Raw genomic sequence first — 25,299 nt, 5'->3', positions numbered from 1 at the left:
CTACGACATTGCATGAAAATAAAAAAGGTTCACTTATGAACAGAGCCAATCTTCAAGAGCTGGGTAATCTGAGGGAGCGGATTCCCGGCGTCATCAACATCGCCCGAATAGCCATCGTCTTGCCGCTTTTGGTTTTGCACGCTTTCGGCAGCTACACGGGCGGCAATCTGATTGGCGTTTCGTTGCCGGCGGTTGAGTTTTATATCTGGATAACGCTGTATTTCTTCCTGATTATGCTCTCCGTGCTCCGCCCGGGCTGGCAGTGGCAATCCTTGGATTTGCCCAACGCCAGCGCCGTGGTCGACATTACCATGATCATGGTTTTAGTGTATATCTCCGGCGGTACAGCTTCAGGTTTCGGGATTTTGGTTTTGCCGTTTGTCGCCACGTCGTGTCTGCTCAGTTATGGCCATTACCCCATGCTGTACGCAGGCTATACGGCAATGCTGTTTATTTTGAACCTGTTTTTAGACGGCAGTATGCGTTTCGATTCGTTTAATTGGGACGCAAAATCAGTGGCGAATTCTTTAATGCTGATCGGCGCCAGCTATCTGGTGGCGATGCTGACCTCGTTTGCCGCCCGTTATCTCGAACAGGCCACAGAGTCTGCCAGCCGCCATCAATTGGCCTACCGCCGTATCAGCGGCCTGAACCATTTGGTTTTAAACCGCGTACAGGAAGCGGTGGTGGTGATTGATGCGACCCAGCGCGTGTGGCTGTTTAACAAACAGGCAAAAATCTATTTTCCCAGCCTGATTATCGATCAGCAGGAAATCGTGTTTGGCGAACTGGTGGCCCGATGGCAGCGCCAACCCGACAAACCTTTTGAAACCGATATCCATATTTTCCAACACGCCATGCACGTCCGAGCCGTACCGCTGATTCAGGAGCAAACCGAGCTGCTGATGTTGTATGTCCGCTCATTGCGTGAAGTGGCTGCGGAAGCCATGTCCACCAAGCTGACTTCGCTCGGTCAATTGACTGCCAACCTTGCCCACGAAATCCGCAACCCGATGTCCGCCATCCGCCATGCCAGCGATTTGTTGCAGGAAGGCGACGAGGCAGACCCGCTCAAGGCCAAGCTCTACAACATTATCGACAGCAATATCCAACGCATCGACAAGATGTTGGAAGACGTATCCCTGCTTAACAAACGAGACAACATCAGCCGCCAGCCGATTAATCTGATGAAATTCTGGTTGGAGTTCAAGCAGGAATTTACCTTGAACAATCCCGATGCCATCGGCTGTCTGCGTATGAATATGGACGGCAACAACCTGACCGTATTGGTCGATCCCATGCACTTGCAGCAAGTGATGTGGAACTTGTGCAACAACGCTTGGCGACACAGCCGTCAGGACGAAAACGCCATTACCGTCCTGATCCGCCCCAGCGGCAGGATGCATATTTCCATCGTAGTGGCGGACAACGGCAAAGGCGTGCCGCCGGATGTACGAAATCATCTGTTCGAGCCGTTTTACACCACCGAAAAACAAGGCACCGGTTTGGGGCTTTACGTCGCACGCGAGTTGGCACACGCCAATATGGGACAGCTGCATTATCACCCTGAAATGAACGGGTTCGAACTGATTTTACCGAAGGAGCAAGCGCAGGATGAATAAATTGCAAGAGCCGGTTTTGATTGTCGATGACGAGGCAGACATCCGCGACCTGATGGAAATGACCCTGATGAAAATGGGTCTGCGCGTCGATACTGCGGCGGGTGTTGAAGAAGCCAAAGACAAGCTGGACAACAACGATTATTCGCTGGTGTTGACCGATATGCGTATGCCCGATGGTTCAGGTCTCGAGGTTGTCCAATACATCGATGAGTTGATGCTCGATACGCCCGTTGCTGTGATTACGGCTTTCGGCAATGCCGACCAAGCCGTTGAAGCCTTGAAAGCAGGCGCGTTTGACTATCTGCAAAAACCGATTACGCTGTCGCAACTGCGTTCATTGGTTAAATCGGCCGTATCGGTTTCAGACAATACCAACGAACCCACGCCGTCTGAAAAAGTCAAATCTCAGCCTGCGCCTGTTTCTGCCGCCCTGTATAAACCCGAACCCCAGCCGGTCAAGCCTGTTGTTACGCCGCCCAAGAGCGTACAGAGTGAATTTAACCGGCCTTTGACCGTTCCGGAAGGGCTCAATTCCTTAAAAGAGCGGTTTTCAACCGGCAACATTAATCCTGCTTTGCAAGAAGAGCCTATCCTGAAAGGCGACGACGATATGCCGCGCCTGTTGGGTACTTCGCCGCAAATGGTCGAAGTACGCCACCTGATTCGCAGATTGGCACGCAGCCTGGTTCCCGTTTATATCTCCGGCGAATCCGGTACCGGTAAAGAGCAGGCGGCGCGCACGATTCACGAGCTGTCCGACCGCGCCGACAAACCGTTTATTGCCGTCAACTGTGGTGCGATTCCTGAAAACCTGATGGAAAGCGAATTCTTCGGCTACAAAAAAGGCAGCTTTACCGGCGCGGATCAAGACCGTCTCGGCTTTTTCCAACACGCCGACGGCGGCACATTGTTTCTCGACGAAGTTGCCGATTTGCCGCTTGCCATGCAGGTCAAACTTCTGCGCGCCATCCAAGAAAAAGCCGTGCGCCGTATCGGCGATGCGCGGGAAACCTTTGTGGACGTACGCATTATTTGTGCAACCCATAAAAACCTCGAAGCCTTGGTTGAAAGCGGCGCATTCCGCCAGGACTTGTATTACCGCCTCAACGTTGTCTCCCTGCATATGCCGCCTTTACGCGAAATGCGCGAAGACTTGGGCGCGCTGATTCTGTATTTGCTGTACAAACACCGCCACGGCAATCAAACCTACAAACTCAGCCCCAAAGCCCAAGAAGCCCTGCTGCATTACAGCTATCCCGGCAACTTCCGCGAGCTGGAGAATATCCTCGAACGCGCCGTTGCACTGACGGTCGGCCAAGTGATACAGGTGGACGACTTGCAGATTCAAAACGCCCCGCAGGCCAAAGCCGATCGCAGCAGCCTTTCTTTTGACGACATCGCCGAACCTGACGCGCGCCAAACCACGCTCAATCACAGCCCCATTCCGCCGTTTGATCCGCGCACCATGCAGATACAGGATTACCTCGACCAGGTGGAACGCAGCATCATCGAACAGGCCTTGCAGCAAACCCGTTACAACCGTACCCAAGCCGCCAAACTTTTGGGCATCAGCTTCCGCTCTATGCGCTACCGCATGGAACGCTTGGACATCAATTAAAACGTTCAGACGGCCCAAGTTTTCCAGGCCGTCTGAAACATAAGCCTTATGTACAAGATTTATTTTGACGAAACCGCATCTGCCGAACTTCGCAGCCTTGTCGTGCCTTTTGGGTTGACCGTTATCGACCGGCAGCCTGAAGCAGGCAGTTTCCTTATTGCTGACGAAAGCGGCATCAGTTTATGCCGCGCCGGTGAAAAAGGCCGTGTCCGCGTTGATTTTGATGGCGGTGCCGCCCATTATCGGCGCACTAAAGGCGGCGGCGAGCTGATTGCCAAAGCCGTCAACCATACTGCGCAACCGACTGTCTGGGACGCTACCGGCGGACTGGGGCGCGACAGCTTCGTGCTTGCCTCGTTGGGTTTGAATGTACACACTTTTGAACAAAATCCTGCGGTTGCCTGTCTACTTTCAGACGGCCTCAACAGGGCGGGGCAAAGTGAAGAAACACGGGAGATTGCCCAGCGAATTACTTTGCACTTTGGCAATGCCGTTGATTTGATGCAGGAATTATCTGCGCAAAACGGCAGGCCCGATGTGGTGTACCTCGACCCGATGTACCCGGAACGCCGCAAAACCGCCGCCGTGAAAAAAGAAATGGCCTATTTCCACGACTTGGTCGGCGCGGCACAAGACGAAGCCGAGTTGTTGGATGCGGCATTGGATACCGCCAAAAAGCGCATTGTCGTCAAACGTCCGCGCTTGGGAGAGTTTCTCGACGGGCGCAAACCGGCATATCAATACACCGGCAAAAGCACGCGTTTTGACGTTTACCTTCCGACAAGGCCGTCTGAAGACTAGAAGCAAACTTGCAACATATCAAAAGAAGCCGCCGACGTTATCAGCGTGGTGGCAAAGTGTGCTATAAATACCTTTTCCCAAACTTCATTGGAGCAAACAATCATGGAATTAGTATTCATCCGTCACGGACAAAGCGAATGGAACGCGAAAAACCTTTTCACCGGCTGGCGCGACGTCAAGCTGAGCGAGCAAGGTTTGGCAGAAGCCGCCGCAGCAGGTAAAAAGCTGAAAGAAAAAGGCTATGAATTCGACATCGCCTTTACTTCGGTTCTGACCCGTGCCATCAAAACCTGTAACATCGTTTTGGAAGAATCCGACCAACTGTTTGTTCCGCAAATCAAATCATGGCGTTTGAACGAGCGCCACTACGGCCAGCTGCAAGGCTTGGATAAAAAACAAACCGCAGAAAAATACGGCGACGAGCAAGTCCACATCTGGCGCCGCAGCTACGACACCCTGCCTCCGCTGCTTGATCCTAAAGACCCGCATTCCGCCCACAACGACCGCCGCTATGCCAACCTGCCTAGCGATGTTATTCCCGATGGCGAAAACCTCAAAGTTACCCTCGAGCGCGTCCTGCCTTTCTGGGAAGACCAAATCGCTCCGGCCATTCTGAGCGGCAAACGTGTTTTGGTTGCGGCACACGGCAACTCCCTGCGCGCGTTGGCCAAACACATCGAAGGCATTTCAGACGAAGACATCATGGGCTTGGAAATCCCGACCGGCCAGCCGCTGGTGTACAAATTGGATGAAAACCTGAAAGTGGTTGAGAAATTCTACCTGTAAGGTAAAAGGAAAAAGGACGTGGCGGACACGTCCTTTTTTGTATTTGTCTGTTTGAGGCCGTCTGAAAGCAATTGATGGCGGACGAAATGGAAAAAGGACGCGTAAAGCGTCCTTGATGGAGATTAAACCCTGTATTACTGGTTTTTCTCGATAACTTCTTTGAGGTGGGGCATAGGGCTGTAACCGCTTTGGCTACGGCCGTTAGGGAAGACCAGGGTCGGCGTGCCGTTGAAGCCGAATTGTTCGCCCAATGAAGTGGTTTCCGCAACAGGGTTTTCGCAGTTTGCTTTGCCGCTTGGGAGTTTGCCTTTGCGCATCCAGTCGGTCCATGCCTGGGTCGGATTAGGTTGGCACCACAACAGCTCGGCTTTGCGCGCGGCATCAGGGTGCAGGCTTGGAATCGGCATCATGAAGGTGTAAATCGTGATGTCGGTCATTTTTTCAAATTCATGCTCCAAGCGTTTGCAGAACGGGCAGTCCGGATCGGAGAAAACGGCGACTTTCAGTTTGCCGTTGCCGCGCACTTCTTTGATGGCTTTGTCCAAAGGCAGGGAAGCGAAGTCGATTTTGTTCAAATCGGCGGCGCGTTCTTCAGTCAGGCTTTGGCGCGTGTTGACGTTGATGAGGTCGCCGACGAGCATATAGTCGCCTTTGGCATCGGTATAGATGATTTGTTTGCCGCTGACGACAACTTCGTAAATGCCTTTAATCGGTGTTTCACTGACGCTCAAAACTTTCAAATCTTGGGCGGCATAGACTTTTTCCAAACGCGCTTTCAAAGAAGCGGCAACGGATTTGTCGGCAGGCGCTTCCGCTTTGGCAGCCGGCGCAGGCGCGGCGTTGGCGTTGGATACGGCAGGTTGACCGCATGCCAACAAAGGAAGGACGGCAAACGGTGTTAAGATTTTGATTAACTTGGTTTTCATGCGAGAGACTTGCGTGTGTTAAAAGTAAGGCATTGTATCAAACCTCTGTCATGCCTGCATTGTATTGAGGCTCAATTTATCGTCTGAAAATAGCTTTCGGCTGTTAAAATACGAAAAAATGATTTGATTGTTTGTATGATTTACCACCGCATCGCTGTGAACGTGCCGCTTTCAGACGGCCTTTTGACTTATTCCCATTCCGAGCCGCTCCCTCCGGGAACGCGGGTGCTTGTGCCTTTCCGCAATAAAACCGTGGTCGGGATTGTGTGGGAAACGGATATTGCGCCCGATATGGATGCGGCGCGGATTTTGAGTGTTCAGACGGCCTTTGTGGAAGAAAAACCATTACCACAAAGCTGGCGTGATTTGCTCTCGTTTACGTCGCGTTATTACCACTATCCGACGGGGCAGGCGGTGTTTGCTGCGCTGCCGCAGGGTTTGAAGGAAACGCGCGCGGTGGAAATGCCGCAGCCGCCGTTGTTTTACGCGCTGAACGAAGCGGGCAGGGCGCAAACGCCGCCGCCGGCGCGGTTCAATAAAAAAGCGGCTTTGTGGGACGCGCTGCTGTCGGGCGGAATGACGATGGCGGCGTTGAAGCAGGTGAACGCGCAGGCGGCGAAATTGATTGAGGATTGGGCGGAACAAGGCTGGATTGAAACGACGGAAGCGGCAAAGCCTGTATTGAGGTCGTACCACGGGCAGGCTTCGCACTCTGAATTTGTGTTGAATGCCGACCAGCAGCAGGCTTCCGATGAAATTCAGACGGCCTTCGGCAGTTTTCAGCCGTTTCTACTGTACGGCATCACCGGCAGCGGCAAGACCGAAGTGTATTTCGATGCGATGGCGAAAGTGTTGGCGCAGGGGCGGCAGGTGTTGTTTCTGTTGCCCGAAATCAACCTCACGCCGCAGCTTTTAAAGCGGGTGGAAGACCGTTTTGCCGATGTACCGACCGCCGTGTTGCATAGTCAGATGGCGGCAGGCAAGCGCACGCAGGATTATCTGCGCGCCATGTTGGGGCAGGCGAAGCTGGTGATCGGCACGCGGCTGGCGGTGTTCACACCGATGGATGATGTCGGGCTGATTGTGGTCGATGAGGAACACGACGGCTCGTTCAAACAGGACAACGAATTGCGCTACCATGCCCGCGATTTGGCGGTGTGGCGGGCGAAGCAGAGCGGCTGCCCCGTCGTATTGGGTAGCGCCACGCCCAGCTTAGAGAGCTGGCACAAGGCTCAAAGCGGCGCGTACCGCCTGCTGCAACTGACCGAACGCGCCCATACCGCCGCGCAACTGCCGCAAGTAGAAATACTTAATGTAGGCCGTCTGAAACTCGACAACGGCTTCTCGCCGCAAGCCTTGCAGCTTTTGAAACAGAACTTCGAAGCGGGCGGTATGTCGCTGGTGTACCTCAACCGTCGCGGCTTCGCGCCCGCACTGTTTTGCAGCGACTGCGGCCATACCTTCGGCTGTCCGAACTGCTCCGCCAAAATGGTGCTGCACCAACGCGCCCGCCAACTGCGCTGCCACCATTGCGACCACCGCGAACCCATCCCGTTCAAATGCCCCGACTGCGGCAACCAAGACCTGACCGCCGTCGGCCACGGCACGCAGCGCGTCGAAGAAACCCTGCGCGCCTTTCTCCCTAAAGCAACCGTTGTTCGCGTCGACAGGGACAGCACCGCGCATAAAAACGACTGGGCGGATTTGTACCGCCGCATCGCCGACAACGAAATCGATATTCTGGTCGGCACGCAGATGCTCGCCAAAGGCCATGATTTCGCGCGGCTCAACCTCGTGATCGTGTTGAACGCCGACGGCAGCCTGTACAGCGCGGATTTCCGAGCGCAGGAAAGGCTGTTCGCCGAGCTAATGCAAGTGTCCGGCAGGGCGGGGCGTGCCGACAAACCCGGCAAGGTGCTGATACAGACCCAACTGCCCGAACATCCCGTCTTCGCCGCCGTCAAAGCGCAGGACTACGCCGTGTTTGCCGAAAACGAATTGAACGAGCGGCAAATGTTCGCCATGCCGCCCTTCGGTTTCCAGACCGCCGTCCGCGCCGACGCGCCGCGCGTTGCCGATGCGATGGAATTTCTCAACGCCGCCAAAGAAACCCTCGCCCCACTTTTGCCCGAAAGCGTCTCCCAGTTCGGCGCCGCCCCCATGCTGATGGTGCGACTTGCCGAACGTGAACGCGCGCAAATCTTCCTCGAATCAACATCCCGACAGGATTTGCACCGCGCCGTGAGTTTGTGGGTGCAGGTGTTGCAGCAAAACCGCAACGGCAAAATCAGATGGTCGGTGGACGTTGATGTGCAAGAGGCTTGATTGAAATGGTTCAATCCATAAGGAAATAAAAGGCCGTCTGAAAATCTGTTTTTCAGACGGCCTTAAGTTTTGAAATCAGTTTAGAAGAATTTTGCAGCGATATAGCCGAGAGCAAGCAGGCTCAAAACGGCGAATACGATGGCCATTGTAAGCAGAAACTGTGTTTTCTTCCTCGCTGCAAGTGCAGCCAGCTCAGGATTTTGGCCTAACTCTTCGCGTAATTGGGATTCTAATTCGGCGCGGATTTTTTTGCGCAGTTTCTTCTCTTCCTGCTCGCGTTCGTATTTGAGCTTGTGGGCAATTTCGGTTTGTTTTTTGTGCTCGAAAGAGATTTTTTCCTGCCATTCAATGCGCTTGCGCTGGATGGCCAGCTCATTTTTTTCTGTCAAATCAAAGTGGCAGGTCTTACATTCCTGTGCGTCGAGTTCGTCAATAATCGTCATACAGACGGGGCATTGGATAGGGTCGGGAGTGTTGACTGCCAACACGGGTTCTTCTTCAACCGCTTCCAACTCCATAGCCTGACGGACAATGACGTCCAAACCTAAATAGCTGAAGTAATGCTGCGCATTTTCGCGCTCGTCTTGCGTGCATTTTTCGGCCACAATGGCTTGCGGACGCTCCGCCAAGGCTTGAATCAGGCTCTCGGCTTCGTTTTCGGGCAGGTTGTCATACAGGCAGGCATGGATGCGCTCCTTATCCGTGTTCGGCGGATAAGAAACATATACGTCGAAAAATTTTTCTTGTTTGCTCATTGATATCCCATGAATATTTCGACTGCGTCAACCAAATGGGTTGGGCCTGAGGTTTTGTTATTGTGTTTGAGCTGTTTTGGCTTGCGATGCAGGCAAAAACAGAGGCCGCAGTCTGAGGCAGACCGGATAGGGGATGCCTTTGTGTCGTTAATCGGCTGGACAATGATTTTTTATTTATATGGCAATATGCATGTCCAATGTTATGTCTATTGTAGAGTAAATATTCACGCCCGATATTATTATTATAAGATAAATCCAATATTGTTTAAAATAAATTCACACAAAAGGCCGTCTGAAGATACAGACGGCCTGTTTTTCGTGAAGAAACGGATTGTTTATACGGAGAAGGACGAGCCGCAACCGCAAGTCGTTTCGGCATTCGGATTGCGGATGACGAATTGAGAACCTTGCAGGCTTTCGGTGTAGTCGATTTCCGCACCAACCAGATATTGGTAGCTCATTGGGTCAACCAAGAACGTCAGGCCGTTTTTTTGGATTTCGAAATCGTCGTCGTTTTTGATTTCGTCAAAGGTAAAACCGTATTGGAAGCCGGAACAGCCGCCACCGTTGACGAATACGCGCAATTTCAGGTCGGGATTGTTCTCTTCGGCAATCAGGTCGGCAACTTTGGTGCAGCAGCTGTCAGTAAAGATAATAGGGCTTTCGTCTGACATGATGTGATTCCTTTTATATGAATGTTTTTACTATTGTCGCGCAAACCGTTGGCCAAAGCAAGTTTGTGCAGACAGGTCTGCCAGCTTACATGGAGGGCATGGCAGAAATTTCAAGCGCCAGTATGTCAGATTTAGATGCTTCTGCCAAACCATTCGACTCGGCCGATGATGGCAACGTCGTCGGTCGGGTTTTTCAAGTCGATTTCAAAAGTAGGGTAGGCTTCGTTGGCGGAAATGACGTTGACGATGCCGCCGGGTATCAGTTGCAGGCGTTTGACCAGAAGGTTTTCGTTGAGGCGCAAAACATAGAGGCCGTCGCGCGGCGTGGTTTGGCCGTGGTTGATGAGGATGGTGTCGCCATCATTCAGCACGCCTTCCATCGAGTCGCCTTTGACTGAGATAACGGAAAGGTTTTTGATGTCGCGCGTCACATAATTTTCTATCCAATAGCGTCGGAACGCCATGGCGAATATGGGCTGCTCATCGCCGACGAGCTGGCCGTGTCCGGCCGCGGCCTGGATGTCGTAACGCGGTACGAAGACAAATTCGTCTATATCGACAGGGTTGCCCAGTGTGTCGGTGGCCGTGGCTTTTGGGGCTTCGGAATCGGGGAAGGGGGAGCCTTCGCCTGTCAACAGCCAGTCTATGCTGCAGCCTTTAAGTTGTTTGATTTTTTTTAGCGTTTCTGATTTCGGCAGGCCGCCTTCGTTCCAGATACGGCTGAATCCGGCGATGGTCATATCGATGTCGGCGGCGATTTTGGCTTGGCGGGCTTCATCTTTCCATAAGAAAGCCAGGCGGTCTTTAAAGGTATCCATGTTTATGCCTTTATGGAGGTATGTTTTTTATATGGTTTGGACGATTTGAGTGTATTTTACCTTAGTTTTTATAAAATTGTAAGAAAAAAATTACTCAACCTAAGAAAAAGTATTGCATGTTTTATTTTTTCTTAGTATTATTCGTTTTGTCTTAGATAAATCGATATTTCTAATTTTCTATTCGATTTTTCTTAGTTTGGTTTTATTTGGTTTAGTTTTTCTGACTTAAACCTGCTATGTGATTATGATGAGAGGTGTGAAATGACTCGTTCGCGTAAAAATATTTTTTGGGTGCTGCTGGCGTTGGTGCTGGGTTTTTTTGCCCTGCCTTTCGGATCTTCGGAAGCGCATGAAGCGGACGGTAATTTGACGGCTTCGGAATGCGAACGCTTGGGCAGTTTGAGTCTGGATCAGATGGACGGCAGGCTGCTTGCCTTCGCCAAAGAATGCGATATGGTGGAGGCTACCCACGATTGGGAGCAACAGTACGGCAACTTGAATGAAGAAGAAATGCTTGCCGGCGTGGTGTATGAGTGATGTTTGCGTATGAATTAATAAAGGCCGTCTGAAAACCATTATTTCAGACGGCCTTGTGTTTTTAATAAGGATGGCTTAAGGCATCAATGGTGCATTGGTCAGGCCGGTGGTTTCGGGTAGGCCGAACATGATGTTCATATTCTGTACGGCTTGACCGGCTGCGCCTTTAACCAAGTTGTCGATGACGGAAAGCACAATCCACACGTCGTCTTGATCAGGCGCTTTTTGAACGCTGATACGGCAAAGGTTGGCGCCGCGCACGCTGCGGGTTTCGGGTGTCGAACCTGAAGGCAGGATATCGACAAAGGGGCTGTTGCGGTAGTATTCGCGCAGCAAGGCTTCAGGATCGGTGTGTTTTTGCAGGTGCAGATACAGGGTGGCGTGCATACCGCGTATCATCGGAACTAGGTGTGGCACAAAAATCAGGCCGTCTGAAACCTGGTCTTGCAGTCCGGACAGGGTTTGTCGGATTTCAGGCAGATGGCGGTGGCCGCCGACGCCGTAGGCTTTGAAATTGTCGCCTGCTTCGCACAATAGGGCGTGGGTACTGGCTTTGCGGCCTGCGCCGGAAACACCGGATTTACAGTCGGCAATCAGCGGCGCATTGGCTTTCAGACGGCCAGCCTGAAGCAGCGGCAATAAGGGCAGGGAAACGCAGGTAGGGTAGCAGCCCGGATTGGCCACCAACATGGCTTTGGCGATGTCGTCTTTGTGAAGTTCGCACAAACCGTACACTGCTTGGGAAACGAGTTGCGGTGCGGCATGGGTCATTTTGTACCATTGTTCCCATGTGGGGATGTCGCGGATGCGGAAGTCGGCAGACAGGTCAATCACGCGTACGCCTTTTTCGACAAGGGCCGGTGTTTCTTTCATGGCCACGCCGTTGGGTGTGGCGAAGAATACGAGGTCGCAGCGGTCAAGCCCGGCCTCTTCGGGCGTTTGGAATGCAAGGTTGTAAATGCTGCGCAGGCTGGGGAAGTAGTCCGCTACTTCAATACCGGCTTCGCTTCGGCTGGTAACGGCGGTAACTTCTGCGTTGGGGTGGCTGCTGAGCAGGCGCAACAATTCAACGCCTGTGTATCCGGTTGCACCGACAATACCGATTTTAATTTTTGTGGTCATGGTGTGGCTCCTTTGTAGGGATAACGATGCGTTTGATTATATAGTAATTGATTGCCGTCGGTCAGCGGTGCTTGTGCCAAGCTTTGCAATAGAGGGTTAAACAGGCCGTCTGAAATATGGAATGAATAATATTCGAGAGTGTGTTTCAGACGGCCTGGGTGTTTGGAAAACGCAGTTTGCGGTTTGATTTGTGGTGGGTGTTTCGTCTTTATCCTATCCATACGAACACAAAATAAAAATGTAAAAAAATGCCCCCGGGTTGGAGGGCCGGAGGCAAGTATCCAAGGAGTAGCTCTCATCAATAAGAACTAGTTACTTGGTACTATATCCCTTGTTAGGATGGAAAGCAAGCGTTTTGCACATTTTAACGTTTAAATAATTTTTTCATTCAAATTCAGCGAACTATCAAACAGGGTTTGAATCTTGGGTTGGTGGCTGATGCCGATGACCAAAGTGTCGGGCAAATGTTGTTTGAGGGTCTGCATCAACATTAGGGCGGATTCGTCATCAAGCTGGTTGGTGGCTTCGTCGAGGAACAGGATTTGCGGTTTGTGCAGCAGTGCGCGTGCGAGGCTGAGGCGTTGCTGTTCGCCGCCGGAGAGGATGCCGTGCCATTCGTATGGGGTGTCCAAATCGTTGATCAACGTGTGCAGCCTACCCGTGGGGCTGTTTAGGCCGACTTGTTCCAAAACGGTTTGAATCAAATGGTCGTCTTGGCAGGCTGAATAAGGGTAGCTGACGGTTTGACGCAGGGTATCGGTAGGCAGGTAAGGGCGTTGCGGGAAAAACAGGCGGCTGCCTTCGAGTGAAAAACTGCCTTGATAATACGGCCATAAACCGGCAAGCACGCGAAGCAGCGTGGATTTGCCGATGCCGCTTTTGCCTTCGAGCAATAGCCATTCAGGGGTATGGGCTTCAAGGCTGATGCCGGAGAGCAGGGGGGTGCCGGTTTGGGTGTGGACGGTAAGGTTTTGCAGGACGGCTTTGCCGCGATGATGCGGCAAATCTGCTTGGTGTGGCTGAAGGACGGGGCTTTTGTGTTCTGCTTGTTCTAAGGCCGTCTGAAAACCGGAAAGCCGCTCGATGACTGCCGCCCATTCAATCAGGCGGCGGTAGGAGTCGGTAAACCAGCCGAAGCTGTCTTGGACGCGGGCAAACGATGTGCGCGTCTGCATCATGTCGCCGAAGGTCATGGTTTTGGCAAGGTACATGGGCAGGGTGGCGAGGATGGGGATGAAGATGCTGATGCGGACATAGGTCGCCCAAAAGGTTTCTTGGCGGAATTCGCAGTTGGTCAGTCGCCGCCAGTTGTCGCGGATGCGGAGGTAACGTTGTTTCAGACGGCCTGTTTCCGCTTCGCCGCCGTTGTAAAAGGCGATTTGTTCGGCATGGTCGCGCACGCGCAGAAGGGCGGCGCGGTAGTCGGCTTCGCGGTGCTGGCGGTCGATATTGAGGTTTTTCAGTTTGCGGCCGACAAGGTGGGCGATGACGGTGCTGATGACGGAATAAATCAGGGCAACCCAGACGAGGTAGCCGTGTATGGTGATGTTGTGTCCGCCGATGTTGAAGGTCTGCACGCCGGAGAGCGTCCACAGTACGGCGACGAACGCGCTGAATTTGGCAACGTTGTTGATGAAGGAGCGAAAGAGGCTGATGCTTTTGTCGGCGAGGAGGTAGATGTCTTCGGCGATACGCTGGTCGGGGTTGTCCGGTTCGCCTGTCAGGCGCAGGCGGTAGTGTTTGTGGCCTTCGAGCCAGTTTGTTTGGAATTGCTCGGTCAGGTGGGTGCGCCAGCGGAAGATGAGGCGTTTTTGCAACCAGTCGCCGCAAACGATGCAGCCGATGATCATCGCCATGTAGCCGAGGTATTCGACAATGAGCGAAGGCATGGATGCGCCGTCAAATGCGGCCAGTGCGTCGTAGAAACGTTTGTCCCACGCGGCGATCCAAACGCTGATGGTGATGGAGCAAAGGGTGAAGCCGATGAGGACGGCGAGCATCAGCCATTGGAGGCGGCCGTGCGCCCCCGACCAGAAAGGACGGGCGAGGTAAAAGAATTTTTTGAGTGTTTTCATAATGCTTGTAAATACGTGCGAATGGCCGTCTGAAAGTGAAATTGTACTTTCAGACGGCCTTTTTATCAGCAATAGTTGGTTTATGCTTTTAAAAAATGAGCGGTCAAACCGTGCTTGCTATGCTGCTATTTACATCTTCCACTTCAGGCTGAACACGGCATTGCGCGGTTCGCCGTAGAAGTTGCCGTAGTTTTTTGTACGGTTGCTGTTGTTTTCATAGTAGCGTTTGTCAGTCAGGTTGTTGACTGCCAGCCCAAGTTGCAAATTGTCGGTCGGACGGTATTGCAAACCGGCATTCCAAACGGTATAGCCGCCTTGGGGCAGCTTGCTGCCGGTTTTGCTTTGACTGGACAAGCCTATACCGATACTTAACTTACCGTTTGCAAACGGCGGCGTATAGCTGCTGTAAGCGCGGAGAATGTGTTTTGGGGTCCAGTTGGCAAAATCGCCCTCGGTATGGGGATGGTTTTCTGTTTTGCGGATATTGTAGGTATAGCCGGCAAACAGCTTCCAATTTGCGCCGATTGCTCCGGAAATTTCCGCATCTACACCGCGGCTGCGTTCTTTTGCGGGAACGTAGTAGAAAGTCTGCTTCTTGTTGCCGCTGGCCGGAACGTTGACGCGTACGCCGACGTTGGTGTTATCGGTTTGGAACAGGGAAACGGCCGTATTGAGTTTGCCCTGCATCCATTCACCTTTCCAACCCAATTCGTAGTTTTTACCGACTTCGGGTGCGAGATAGCTGTTGTCTGCATTTGTTTTCAGAGTCGGTTTGTAGATGGATGTATAGCTTGCATAGAGGCTTTGCCCCGGCATGAAATCGTAAGTGATGCCGATGTATGGAATGAATTTGTTGTTTTTGACCGAATAGGTTTTTGCATCATTGTCCGGAGCGCCTGCATAACGGGACCAGTTGTAATCGAAGTCGCGTTTCCAATGGGTATAGCGTCCGCCTGCCAACAGATGCAGTTTTTCCGTAGGATTGATGCGGGTACCTGCCGCAAGGGCGTGCGTATAGAAATGGTTGTTGCTGTCCATGATGCTGTATGGTTCGGCAGCCCAGTCAGGTTGGGGGATAGCGGCAGAAAATGGATCGTAGCTGCCGGTTGCCTGCATACGGGTATGGTGCAGGGTATTGCGTTCTTTCGAATAATTATGGGTCAGGAAGATGTCGTGGGTTTGACCCAAGGCTTCAAACTTGCCGCGCAGGTTGTTTTGAATATGCAGGTGTTTGCTGTCGTGCTGATAGCGGAAAGCCTGTTGGTCTTCAATACCGATGGATTGATTGGCTTTCAACCCGCTTTTGTCTGCCATTAAGAAAGCATACCTTTGGTCGGAGTGGCTGTTTCGCCAATCGATTTTGCTGTTCCATTTCCAGTTGTCGTTGAAGTAGTGGTCAAATTCTGCAAAAACACCGTTTTTGATGAACCGCCCATGATTCCAATCTGCACCGAAATAGCTGTTGCGCGGCAGACTGCTTCCGTCTTCCCATAAAGGTAAACCGTTGAGATTAGGGGTGTTTCGCTGGGCGATACGGTACGCGCCGACAGAAACCTTGCTGTTTTCCCCGATGTCTTTTTCCAAAATGCCGTAAAGAAGGCTGTTTTGCCCTTTCACTTTATCCTGAAAGGTTTTGTCATGATCAAAACTGCCGACAATACGCCCGCGGAGTTGGTTTTCTGAGCTTAAAGTGCCCGAGGCATCCAATTCGATATGCCGTTTGCCGAAACGGTCGGCTAAACCATTCATACTGATTTGTTTTTTCACTGTCGGTTTTTTGCGTACGGCATTAATCGTACCTCCGGGCGCGCTGTTGGATTGGGTCAGCCCAGCCGCACCGCGCACAACTTCAATGTGGTCATACATGGCAAGGTCGGTGATGTTGTGCCCGTCTCTGGCAGGGCTGCCAAATATGCCCGGCGCACCAATAGTGGTAGCCATGCCGTCTTCTTCCAATTTTTCAATATAGAATCCGCGGCTTTGGAAATGGGTGCGGTTCCCTTGGCGAACGACATTTACGCCAGTCGTTGTTTTCAACGCATCTGCAAGCGTAGTAATACCTTGATCATTAATTTGGTTTTTTGTAATAACGCTGACGGATTGCGGCGTCTCACGCGGAGTCAATGCCAGTCCTGTGGTAGAACTCATAGCCGAAGTCGTATAGTCATTTCGATTTTCGGTACGCAGGCTGCGGTTTTTGCCGACCACATTGACCTGATTTAATTCCACCTGTTGTACTTCTTCCGCAGCGTTAACGGCTTGGGGCAATGCGGCAAGGCAGAGGGCAAGTGTGCTCAGTTTGAATAGTTTTTTAGAATGATGCATTTGATGAGGTCCTTGATAAAGAAAGATCTGTTTGTTTTTAAATATTGGCGGCAATATCCGTTTAAATTGAGTCGTTGTTTTTTATAAGCCGTTTTGTTTTAAAAATAAATATAAGTCCCCGAATTATTTTATTTGATTCAATTTTGATATTGTCAAACTATCGGGCCAAAAAAAGGTTGCCACCGGAAAGGGAGCCGTTGGCAACGAATGGAGGTGGTAATGCAATGAAAGCTAGATATAAGGGATAGTGCCAAACTAGCCATAAATAACTATATCGAAACTGTAAGAAAAATCAACAGAAAGTTATCTGTTGCTTGCAAAGTTTTTCAAACAGCTTGTCCCAAATCAAATTTTTGAGTAATTGCTTGGTTTGTTGATGTAAATATTGGTATTGGCAGCTCGAGCTGAATTTGTTTCCAGGCCATCTGAAAATTGCCGGGGTTGTTCGGCTATAATGCTGTTTTGGTTTTTTTAAGGCCTTTGCAAAAATACGGTTTGTGTTGTTTTAAGCTGAATGTGTACCGGATTTGTTTGCAAAGGTTTTGGGGTATGAGGAGAAAGAGATGAAGAAGGTTTTGGTGTTGCAACATGGGGATTTGGGTGCGTGCGACTGGTCGGCGTTTGGCGATTTGGTGGCTGCGCCATCAGGGAAGTCGGTGTTGCGTGTGCCGGTTGATGATGATTTTGAACTGACGGACGGGATGCGTGCGGCGTTGATTGCGCAGCAGATAGATGGCGCGGTGTTGCCGGATGTGGCTTTTGCTGATTTGGGGCTGATTGTCAGCGATATGGATTCGACGCTGATTACGATTGAGTGCGTGGATGAGATTGCGGCCGGTGTCGGGCTGAAGGATGAGGTGGCCAAGATTACGGAGCAGTCGATGCGCGGCGAGTTGGACTTTGAGCAGTCTTTGCGCAAGCGTGTGGCTTTGCTGGCCGGCTTGGACGAGCGCGTGTTGGAAGAGGTGTACGAGAATGTGTTGCAGCTGTCGCCGGGCGCGGAATTTTTGTTGGAAGCGTGTAAACGGAATGATGTGAAGTTTATGCTGGTGTCGGGCGGATTTACGTTTTTTACGGAACGCCTGCAACGGCGTTTGGGCTTGGATTTCCATTTTGCGAATGTGTTGGAAGTGGAAAACGGCAAGCTGACAGGCCGTCTGAAAGGGCGGATTATCGATGCGCAGGCTAAGGCGGATTTGTTGCGCGAATACCGTGAGCGTCTGGGTTTGGCTCCGTGGCAGGTGGTGGCGATGGGCGATGGTGCGAACGATATTCCGATGATACGGGAGGCAGGATTCGGCATTGCTTATCGGGCGAAACCGAAAACTGAAGCGAATGCGGATGCGTGTGTGCGCTTTGGTGGTTTGGAGCGGATACGCGGTTGGTTTGCGTAAACTGTTTGAGGTCAGGCCGTCTGAACAATCGGGAAATCGGTTTTCAGACGGCCTGATGTTTTATAAGGCGATAAAACGGTAGCCTTCGGCATCGACTTCGAGAATGGAGGCGTAATTGTCGCGCCAGTCGCCGAGTACGATGCGGGTGTAATCGGCGTTGCGGTGGATGTTTTCGCGGTGGGTATGGCCGTGAATGAGTAGGGGCGTGTGGAAGCGTTGGATGGTTTCGTGGGTAAAGGTTGGATTAACGTCCATGATGTCGGCGGTTTTGTGTTGTTTGTCCTGTTTGCTCTGCCTGCGGATTTTGGCAGCGATGTTCAGCCGGAGTGTGAGCGGCAAAAGCAGGAACAGGCGTTGCAGCCATTTTTGATGGACGGTACGGCGGAATTTTTGATAAGAATGGTCGTCGGTGCAGAGGGTGTCGCCGTGACAGAGCAGGGTGGGCGTGCCGAATAGGTCGATCACGGCGTACTCGGGTAGTAAGGTTATGCCGGTATCGCGGGCGAAGGTTTTGCCGATGAGGAAGTCGCGGTTGCCATGGATAAAATAGCAGGCGATGCCGCGCTCGGTCAGGCTGCGGATGGTTTGTTTGATGGTTTGAACCAAAGAGCTGTTTTCGTCATCGCCAATCCAAAAATCGAAAAGGTCGCCGAGGATGTATACGGCTTGGGCGCGGACGGCTTTTTCTTGGATAAATTTTTGGAAGAGTGCGGTCAGTTGGGGATGGGATTCGCTCAGGTGCAAATCGGCGATGAAGTAAATCGGCATGATGATGTGGGGCGTATGGGAAGGTTTTATTATAACTTGGGTTGTCGCGTTTGGATTTGGGCTTGGTGTTTTTCGTTTGTAATGCGGTGATTTTGTTGTTTTGATTGGGTGTGATAAAGGCCGTCTGAAACATCTTTTCAGACGGCCTTTATGGTTTATTGGGCTTTGCCCTGATAGGTAATTTTTTTCAGCGTTTCTTCTTGGTACAGGTCGGTAATGGGGACACTATAGAAGAATTCGTTGCTGCGGACAAAGCGGTTGACCAAGTCTTTGTCGATATGGAGGACGTGGTGCCGCAGTTTGTTTAGGCCTTTGAATATCATGGTGCTCCAGCGCATATAGCCGTCTGAATTGGGGCGGATGTCGTTCATGGCGTCAAGGGCAAGGAGTTTGCGGTTTTGCTCCTCTTTGTCCAAAGGATGGGAATAGATGCTTTGGAAGTAAAACGGCTGTTCGGCAAGCGGCGGCAGGCTGAAGGAAGAGCCTACTTTGCCGATTGGAAAGTCGTCGCTCAGATAATGGATGGTGTGCAAAAACAGATTGCCGCGGCGGTAATCGATTTTACGCAGGGCTTCGATGGCGGCCAGCGTTGTGTGTTGGTGGTCGGGATGCGTGTCAATATTTGGGGAAGGCGACACGATAATGTCCGGCTGGAATGTTTCTATCAGGTAGCCGAGATTGTCTACCAAGCTGTTCCAGGTTGAGCCGGGCTTGAGTTGTTGCGCCAATGGGGAGGTATTGGCATGGCGGAAAATATCGACGTCGGCCGTATCGATTTTGGTCGATTTAATCTCTTTTTCCGGATTTTGGCGCATGGCGGTCAATGTGCTGTCGAAGTAGCCCAGTTGCAGGATGTTTTCAGACGGCACGCCGGCCAAAAGGGGGACGGTCAGGCTGTTCCAAACGCGCATCCGGCCTTTTTGCAGATATTGGGCCTGAGTGTCGCAGTCGCATTGACCGTAAAGATTGCCATAGTGGAAGCTGCCGCCTTCGCTGGCGGTTAAGGTGCAGATCATTGAATTGGCGGCGTGTTTTTCGTACAAACCGTATGCGCTGAGTTCGGCATCGTCGGCATGGGGCGCGAGGACAAGGATTTTTTTGCCGTCAAGGTTTTCACGCGGATAAACGGAAAGTTCGATTTCTTGATCGGCCAAAGTCAGGTATTTGCCTTCCAAACGGACAGTTTTGTCGCTGTCGGAGAAGGTGTCGCTCAGATTGATATAGCGCACGCCTTTTGCGCCGTATTCGAAATATTGCTTCCATTTGCCTTTGGATGAAATGGTTTCGACAAAAGGCAAGAACAATAGTCCCATCCAGTTGGACTTGATACGGATTTTGGCAATGACGGTATCCTGTCCGCTGACAGTGTCGGGCAAGGTCAGGCTGCCGCCTTTGAGGGTTGCATGTGCGGTAGAGGGAAGGGAGGGATAGTTATAGTCTTGGTGTGTGTTATAGGCAAACTGTTTTTTATGAATAATTGAAGTAATAATAAACAACAAAACAAAAAAAGTCAGTATCAGCCCCGTCAGTATTAGAAACATTGTTGGGTTCCTTTATTGTTGTAACAGTCATGATAGTGCTTGTGGAGCTTATTTGTTTGTTTTTCTTACAAACGGTTGTTTTTTATACTCTAACGTCATTGAAGTGAACGTTTAAAATAAAACAGTTTATAAGTTGATTATATATAAACGACTAAAATACAGAAAGGCCGTCTGAAAAATTTGAAAGAAATTTCAAATTTTTCAGACGGCCTTGATATTTTAAAGGTTAAGCCGGTAAATTATGCTTCTTTTGTTTCAACTGCTTTCTGACGCAGACGTAGGCTTAACTCGCGAAGTTGTTTGTCGTCGACCACATTAGGTGCATTGGTCAGCAGACATTGTGCACGTTGTGTTTTTGGGAAGGCAATCACGTCGCGGATAGATTCGGCACCGGTCATCAGGGTAACCAGACGGTCGAGGCCGAATGCAAGGCCGCCGTGAGGAGGCGCACCGAATTTCAGGTTGTCCAAGAGGAAACCGAATTTCTCTTGTTGCTCTTCAGGGCTGATTTTCAGTGCGGCAAACACTTTCTCTTGTACGTCTGCGCGGTGGATACGGATAGAGCCGCCGCCGATTTCCCAGCCGTTCAATACCATGTCGTAGGCACGGGCCAGGCAGTTTGCAGGGTCGGAAACCATCAGGTCTTCATGACCTTCTTTTGGCGCGGTAAACGGATGGTGTACGGCAACGTAGCGGTCGGCTTCTTCGTCGTATTCGAACATTGGGAAATCGACAACCCATAAAGGTTTCCATTCGTCTACGAAGTAGCCGTTGTCCTTGCCGTGTTCCAAGCCGACTTTAATACGCAATGCGCCGATGGCTTCGTTCACGACTTTGGCTTTGTCCGCGCCGAAGAAGATGATGTCGCCGTTTTGTGCGCCGGTACGCTCGATGATTTCTTTCAGGGCGTTTTCAGACAGGAATTTCACGATTGGAGATTGCAGGCCGCTTTCTTCGCCGTTGGAAAGGTTGCTGACATCGTTTACTTTGATGTATGCCAGACCTTTCGCGCCGTAGATGCCGACAAATTTAGTGTATTCATCGATTTCTTTGCGGCTGAATTTCGCGCCGTTCGGTACGCGCAGAGCGACCACGCGACCGCCTTTCATGTCGGCTGCGCCACGGAAAACTTTGAATTCTTCCGTTTTCATCAGGTCGGTCAACTCGGTAAATTTCAAGTTGATGCGCATGTCCGGTTTGTCAGAGCCGTAGTAGAACATGGCTTCAGAGTAAGGCATGCGTGGGAAATCGCCCAAATCCACGCCCAATGCGTCTTTGAAGACTTGTTTAGCCATGCCTTCGGTGATGTCCATGATTTCATCCTCGTTCAAGAACGAGGTTTCCAAGTCGATTTGAGTAAATTCAGGTTGACGGTCGGCACGCAAGTCTTCGTCACGGAAACATTTGGTAATTTGGTAGTAACGGTCGAAACCGGCCACCATCAGCAATTGTTTGAACAATTGCGGAGATTGCGGCAGCGCGAAGAATTCGCCCGGATGAACGCGGCTCGGTACGAGGTAGTCGCGCGCGCCTTCCGGAGTGGAGCGGGTCAGCATCGGGGTTTCGATGTCGATGAAGCCTTGCGCGTCCAGATAACGGCGAACGCCCATGGCCACTTGATAACGCAGGCGCAGGTTGCGTTGCATGGTAGGACGGCGCAAGTCGATAACGCGGTTGGTCAGACGCACGTTTTCGCTGATGTTTTCATCGTCAATTTGGAACGGAGGCGTAGCAGCGGCGTTCAACACTTCGATTTCTTTGGCAAGGATTTCGATTTTGCCGGAAATCATTTTGTCGTTGGTCGTACCTTCAGGACGGTTGCGTACGCGGCCGGTAATGCTCAAAACATATTCGTTGCGGGAAGAGTCGGCAGCGGCAAATGCTTCCGGAGTGTCAGGGTCAATCACGACTTGAACGATGCCTTCGCGGTCGCGCAGGTCGATAAAAATCACACCGCCGTGGTCGCGTCGGCGGTGTACCCAGCCTTTGACGGTAACGGTTTGGTCTAAGTATTGCTCGCTGATAAGGCCGCAATAGTTGGTACGCATATTATTTCCTTGTTTATATATTGAAGTGTTTAATTTATAAATAAGAAATTGGTAATTATGGTGTCCAACCAATTTCTGTAATTTGAATCACATTTTTAATTTTTTTAAAGCCTACTTCCATTCCTGAGTTTTCGGCTTCGGGATAAGTCTGTGCTACAAACACATGATTCTTATTTTTCCAATTAATATTAATTTCTACTTCATTTCTAGAAGTTTTATATCGACGATTTTTATTTGGAAGAATGTTTGGGGCCTCGCCTAGATTTTGAGTTAGATTGCGATATTCTTGATAAGCTTCATTTATAGATGAGCCATGATAAGTACAATTCCTTTTCCAACCCTCTGTTACATTAATGGGTATGATTTTTTTGCATGAAAGCTCCCCTGATGAAAATGCTAGTGAGCTATATGTAGCTAGAAAAATAATAGATAGTATTTCCCGTTTCATGATTATTCCTGTGAGTAAAATGTGAGGAGATTTATTTACGGATTAGTGCTGTGGTAATGATATTGGCATGGCTGTGTGAGTCATTCTCTTTGCCTTGTGTAACCATGCTTAAAGTATTTCCTAAATATCTTTGAAATTAAATATGCAGGGAGCTATTCCAGTTACCGCGCAGTTCTCCGCTTTATAATAACTACGTTTCCAAAAAATCGCAAAATTACTATTACATTCAATCATATTTAGATACTTCTAGTAAGTTCGCAGTCTGTGTAGGTTGCCAGTCATTATGAATTAGTAAGTGCGAGCTTTGTGGTAATTCCTTAGTGGTTATATTTTTTGGGATAGGCTAAATATTATGATTAATAGATATTTATGCATTATTCTGTTGTTAAGAATTTGATTAATAAGTGCTATAAACTATCAGTTTTTTTATCTTGGATGGTTTTAATTTGTATTTCATCCGGCATCACCATGCCCAGTGAAATTACATATTTCAATGCCTGATCCACGCTCATGTCCAGCTCGCGCACGTCGCTTTTTTTCACCATGATGTAATAGCCGCCGGTCGGGTTGGGCGTGGTTGGGACGTAAACAGAAATATAGTCGTCATCTTGCGGCAGGCTGCCTTTGAGTTTGGCGGGAATATGGCCGGAAACAAAGGCTATCGTCCAAATGCCCGGTTGCGGAAAGGGAACCAGTACGGGGGTTTTGAACGAGCGGCTGCTGTCGGAGAGCAGGGATTCGGAAACTTTTTTAACGCTGGAGTAGATGGATTTGACGACGGGAATGCGTCCTAAAAGGCTGTCCCATGCGCCGAGAATCCGTTTGCCCAATACGTTGGCGGCAAATACGCCGGTAACGAACAAGACGACTGTGGCGGCGACGATGCCCAAGCCGGGAATGTTAAACCCCCAGAAATGCTGGGGCTGCCAGCTTTCCGGTAATAGGTTGATCAGTCTGTCGGCGGCGGAGATGATGTAGCTCATCGCCCAGATGGTTACGGCAATCGGCAACCAAACCAGCACGCCTGTAATCAAGTATTTCTTTAAAGCCTTGGCGATTTTTCCGCTTTCGGCTGCGGCTTCTGTCATCTTTGTTTCATTCCGGCAAGTTTTGCCCAAACTTTGCATTATACGCGTTTGGACGCTAGGAAACGAGTATTTTAAACGAATGGCTTGTTTTGTCTTATTGTTTCAGACGGCCGCCTTGGTTACAAAGGCCGTCTGAAACAATATGGAGTCATTTAGATGCCGTCCCAGTCGTTGAACATCAGGCCGAAGCCGATGCCGTTTTGTTTGTGGTTGTAGTCAATCAGGCTTTCTCCGTAGCCGTGGAAGCCGCGGACAACGCCTTTGAGTTTGCCTTTGATGGGGAAAGTATAGGCCGCTTCAACGGCGCCGCGTCCGCTTTTCGGATTGTAACGCAGGACGGAATAAACATTTTGTTTGTCATTGAAGCGGTATTGGACTTTCAAGTCGCCGTAACCCATGTATTTGTTGATGTCTGGATTGTCATCGTCCTCTCCTTTTTGGTCGAAGGCGCGCATCCAAACTCTAGGGATGACGGTCAGCTTGCCCCATTCCATGCCGGCCATGGCGTAAACCCGGTTCCATGAGCGCGATTCCGGGCGGCTTTGACCGTTGGACTGGTGAACAAAACCTGCGCCGACCATGCGCAGTTTGCCGCCGAAAGGCAGGTCTGCTTTAACGGGTTGGGTAATGAAGATTTCGGGTTCGTAGTCGGTATTGCGGAACGGAGCGGATTTACGGCCTTGGTTGAAGATTTGCCAGTCGGATTTTTGGGTGTAGCCAAACCATACGTCGGCACGGGTTTTGAATAAATCTTCGGCAATCTTGCTTTTGAAGGAAACCTGCATTTTGGTTTCGAGGCGTTTTTGCTCGCTGAATTTTTCCTGCGTGGTTACGCCGCGGCTAGGGGATTCAGGGTAATAGTTGGGGCTGCTGTTGTACCAAACGGGCATGAGGTACATAGGGTTGTGCTCGCGTACGCTCAATAGGCCGCGCGTATCGTTTTTATCCAAATCGTACATCAGGCTTAAAGGCGTGTAGCTGTCGGCAGTTTCGCTTAATACGTCGTCTGAAATATTCGGGTGGGTAGGATTGTCGAATACAATGGCCGCTTCTTTTTTCTCAATGCTCTTGCGCACGCTTTTTTCGAGGTCAACCGGTGTTTTGGCCGTTTCGGTTTGTACTTGCGGCAGTGGGGATTGAGGGGGGAGTTGCGCCGAGTAGATGTTGTCGTAACACGCCAAACGGGTGGCGTTGTCTTGAATGGTGGTGCAGTGTAGGGCGGTATCGGCGGCGGCCAGCGGGGCAGCGGCAATGAATCCGATACTTAGGGAATGTTTCAACATCTTGTTCATGAGAGTTTCCGTTGTTTTTCAGACGGCCTGATGAGGGGGTAAATAGGTTTATTTAGTCGGTTTGGGTTGTGAATACGGCAATGCCCCTGAAAGGCAGGACCTCAGGGGCATCGTATCAGCTCGATTCATCCTGTTTTGATTGTCAGGATTTTCGGCATCTGCGTCAGTATTAAGCCAAAGCTTTTACTTTAGCAGACAGACGGCTTTTGTGACGGGCTGCTTTGTTTTTGTGGAATACGCCTTTGTCAGCGATACGGTCGATGACTTTAACGGATTCTTGGTAAACTGCTTGAGCAGCAGCTTTGTCGCCGGCTTCAACTGCTTTCAACACTTTTT

The 25,299-nt window shown here is 50.7% G+C and carries 22 protein-coding genes; 7 read left to right on the top strand and 15 right to left on the bottom strand.

The window, feature by feature from the left end:
• Positions 1-35 precede the first annotated feature (35 nt).
• The 4 genes from ACTHUT_RS04695 to ACTHUT_RS04680 all read left to right on the top strand — a co-directional run bounded on the left by ACTHUT_RS04695 (position 36) and on the right by ACTHUT_RS04680 (position 4,827).
• Positions 36-1,622 carry a two-component system sensor histidine kinase NtrB gene (locus tag ACTHUT_RS04695; RefSeq protein WP_440386046.1) on the top strand — a complete coding sequence of 529 codons (1,587 nt, stop codon included), beginning with the start codon at positions 36-38 and terminating at the stop codon, positions 1,620-1,622.
• Positions 1,615-3,240: a sigma-54-dependent transcriptional regulator gene (locus ACTHUT_RS04690; RefSeq protein ID WP_440386047.1), complete on the top strand. Its 1,626-nt coding sequence runs from the start codon at positions 1,615-1,617 to the stop codon at positions 3,238-3,240. The genes ACTHUT_RS04695 and ACTHUT_RS04690 overlap by 8 nt, the downstream gene beginning before the upstream one ends.
• 48 nt (positions 3,241-3,288) lie before the next feature.
• Positions 3,289-4,041, top strand: a complete 753-nt coding sequence (locus tag ACTHUT_RS04685; protein ID WP_440386048.1) for a class I SAM-dependent methyltransferase — start codon at positions 3,289-3,291, stop codon at positions 4,039-4,041.
• Between the two features lie 102 nt (positions 4,042-4,143).
• Positions 4,144-4,827, top strand: a complete 684-nt coding sequence (locus ACTHUT_RS04680; protein ID WP_036493345.1) for a 2,3-diphosphoglycerate-dependent phosphoglycerate mutase — start codon at positions 4,144-4,146, stop codon at positions 4,825-4,827.
• Positions 4,828-4,961: 134 nt separating this feature from the next.
• Here the strand turns inward: ACTHUT_RS04680 and ACTHUT_RS04675 are convergent, their stop codons facing one another.
• Positions 4,962-5,753 (bottom strand): DsbC family protein, encoded by a 792-nt coding sequence (locus tag ACTHUT_RS04675; protein ID WP_003748365.1) that lies wholly within the window; start codon positions 5,751-5,753, stop codon positions 4,962-4,964.
• Between the two features lie 135 nt (positions 5,754-5,888).
• On the opposite strand from ACTHUT_RS04675, the gene ACTHUT_RS04670 reads away from it, so the two are divergent.
• The gene (locus ACTHUT_RS04670) at positions 5,889-8,078 is read left to right on the top strand and encodes a primosomal protein N' (protein ID WP_440386049.1); all 2,190 of its coding nucleotides are present in this window, start codon (positions 5,889-5,891) and stop codon (positions 8,076-8,078) included.
• 80 nt (positions 8,079-8,158) lie between these two features.
• On the opposite strand, the gene ACTHUT_RS04665 is transcribed toward ACTHUT_RS04670, so the two are convergent.
• From ACTHUT_RS04665 to ACTHUT_RS04655, 3 genes are all read right to left on the bottom strand, one after another.
• The gene (locus tag ACTHUT_RS04665) at positions 8,159-8,833 is read right to left on the bottom strand and encodes a hypothetical protein (protein WP_003748368.1); all 675 of its coding nucleotides are present in this window, start codon (positions 8,831-8,833) and stop codon (positions 8,159-8,161) included.
• Between the two features lie 335 nt (positions 8,834-9,168).
• Positions 9,169-9,507 (bottom strand): iron-sulfur cluster insertion protein ErpA, encoded by a 339-nt coding sequence (gene erpA, locus ACTHUT_RS04660; protein ID WP_003680162.1) that lies wholly within the window; start codon positions 9,505-9,507, stop codon positions 9,169-9,171.
• Between the two features lie 131 nt (positions 9,508-9,638).
• Positions 9,639-10,325 carry a S24 family peptidase gene (locus ACTHUT_RS04655; protein ID WP_004518834.1) on the bottom strand — a complete coding sequence of 229 codons (687 nt, stop codon included), beginning with the start codon at positions 10,323-10,325 and terminating at the stop codon, positions 9,639-9,641.
• 261 nt (positions 10,326-10,586) lie between these two features.
• Here ACTHUT_RS04655 and ACTHUT_RS04650 point away from each other — a divergent pair, with 261 nt between their 5' ends.
• Positions 10,587-10,862, top strand: coding sequence for a hypothetical protein (locus ACTHUT_RS04650; protein WP_003748371.1), 276 nt, complete (start codon positions 10,587-10,589; stop codon positions 10,860-10,862).
• Between the two features lie 75 nt (positions 10,863-10,937).
• Here ACTHUT_RS04650 and argC read toward each other — a convergent pair whose 3' ends face one another.
• The 4 genes from argC to ACTHUT_RS04630 all read right to left on the bottom strand — a co-directional run bounded on the left by argC (position 10,938) and on the right by ACTHUT_RS04630 (position 16,384).
• Complete coding sequence (argC, locus tag ACTHUT_RS04645) at positions 10,938-11,984, bottom strand: N-acetyl-gamma-glutamyl-phosphate reductase (RefSeq protein ID WP_440386050.1); 1,047 nt, start codon at positions 11,982-11,984, stop codon at positions 10,938-10,940.
• On the bottom strand, positions 11,981-12,205 hold the full coding sequence (locus tag ACTHUT_RS04640; RefSeq protein WP_440386051.1) for a hypothetical protein: 225 nt from the start codon (positions 12,203-12,205) through the stop codon (positions 11,981-11,983). Before ACTHUT_RS04640 ends, argC begins: the two co-directional genes overlap by 4 nt.
• Before the next feature lie 150 nt (positions 12,206-12,355).
• On the bottom strand, positions 12,356-14,059 hold the full coding sequence (locus ACTHUT_RS04635) for an ABC transporter ATP-binding protein/permease (protein WP_440386052.1): 1,704 nt from the start codon (positions 14,057-14,059) through the stop codon (positions 12,356-12,358).
• A gap of 129 nt (positions 14,060-14,188) precedes the next feature.
• Entirely contained in the window at positions 14,189-16,384 is a 2,196-nt protein-coding gene (locus tag ACTHUT_RS04630) for a TonB-dependent siderophore receptor (RefSeq protein ID WP_440386053.1), read from the bottom strand.
• 563 nt (positions 16,385-16,947) lie between these two features.
• On the opposite strand from ACTHUT_RS04630, the gene serB reads away from it, so the two are divergent.
• Positions 16,948-17,778, top strand: a complete 831-nt coding sequence (gene serB / locus ACTHUT_RS04625; RefSeq protein WP_440386054.1) for a phosphoserine phosphatase SerB — start codon at positions 16,948-16,950, stop codon at positions 17,776-17,778.
• 60 nt (positions 17,779-17,838) lie between these two features.
• Here the strand turns inward: serB and lpxH are convergent, their stop codons facing one another.
• The 7 genes from lpxH to rpsT all read right to left on the bottom strand — a co-directional run.
• On the bottom strand, positions 17,839-18,549 hold the full coding sequence (gene lpxH / locus ACTHUT_RS04620) for a UDP-2,3-diacylglucosamine diphosphatase (protein WP_440386155.1): 711 nt from the start codon (positions 18,547-18,549) through the stop codon (positions 17,839-17,841).
• Positions 18,550-18,701: 152 nt separating this feature from the next.
• Complete coding sequence (locus ACTHUT_RS04615) at positions 18,702-20,087, bottom strand: PIG-L deacetylase family protein (protein ID WP_440386055.1); 1,386 nt, start codon at positions 20,085-20,087, stop codon at positions 18,702-18,704.
• Between the two features lie 239 nt (positions 20,088-20,326).
• Positions 20,327-22,135 carry an aspartate--tRNA ligase gene (gene aspS / locus ACTHUT_RS04610; protein WP_440386056.1) on the bottom strand — a complete coding sequence of 603 codons (1,809 nt, stop codon included), beginning with the start codon at positions 22,133-22,135 and terminating at the stop codon, positions 20,327-20,329.
• 55 nt (positions 22,136-22,190) lie between these two features.
• Positions 22,191-22,583: a hypothetical protein gene (locus tag ACTHUT_RS04605; RefSeq protein WP_296116536.1), complete on the bottom strand. Its 393-nt coding sequence runs from the start codon at positions 22,581-22,583 to the stop codon at positions 22,191-22,193.
• A gap of 407 nt (positions 22,584-22,990) precedes the next feature.
• Positions 22,991-23,671 (bottom strand): DUF502 domain-containing protein, encoded by a 681-nt coding sequence (locus ACTHUT_RS04600; protein ID WP_440386057.1) that lies wholly within the window; start codon positions 23,669-23,671, stop codon positions 22,991-22,993.
• Positions 23,672-23,823: 152 nt separating this feature from the next.
• Positions 23,824-24,963: a phospholipase A gene (locus tag ACTHUT_RS04595; protein WP_440386058.1), complete on the bottom strand. Its 1,140-nt coding sequence runs from the start codon at positions 24,961-24,963 to the stop codon at positions 23,824-23,826.
• Positions 24,964-25,132: 169 nt separating this feature from the next.
• Positions 25,133-25,299: 30S ribosomal protein S20 (gene rpsT / locus ACTHUT_RS04590; protein WP_440418686.1), on the bottom strand; the 167-nt coding region annotated here is incomplete at its 5' end.

The organism is Neisseria sp. P0022.S010 (assembly GCF_051956635.1).
Note: the sequence above shows the minus strand (reverse complement) of the source record. Positions and strands in the feature narration are given on the sequence as shown.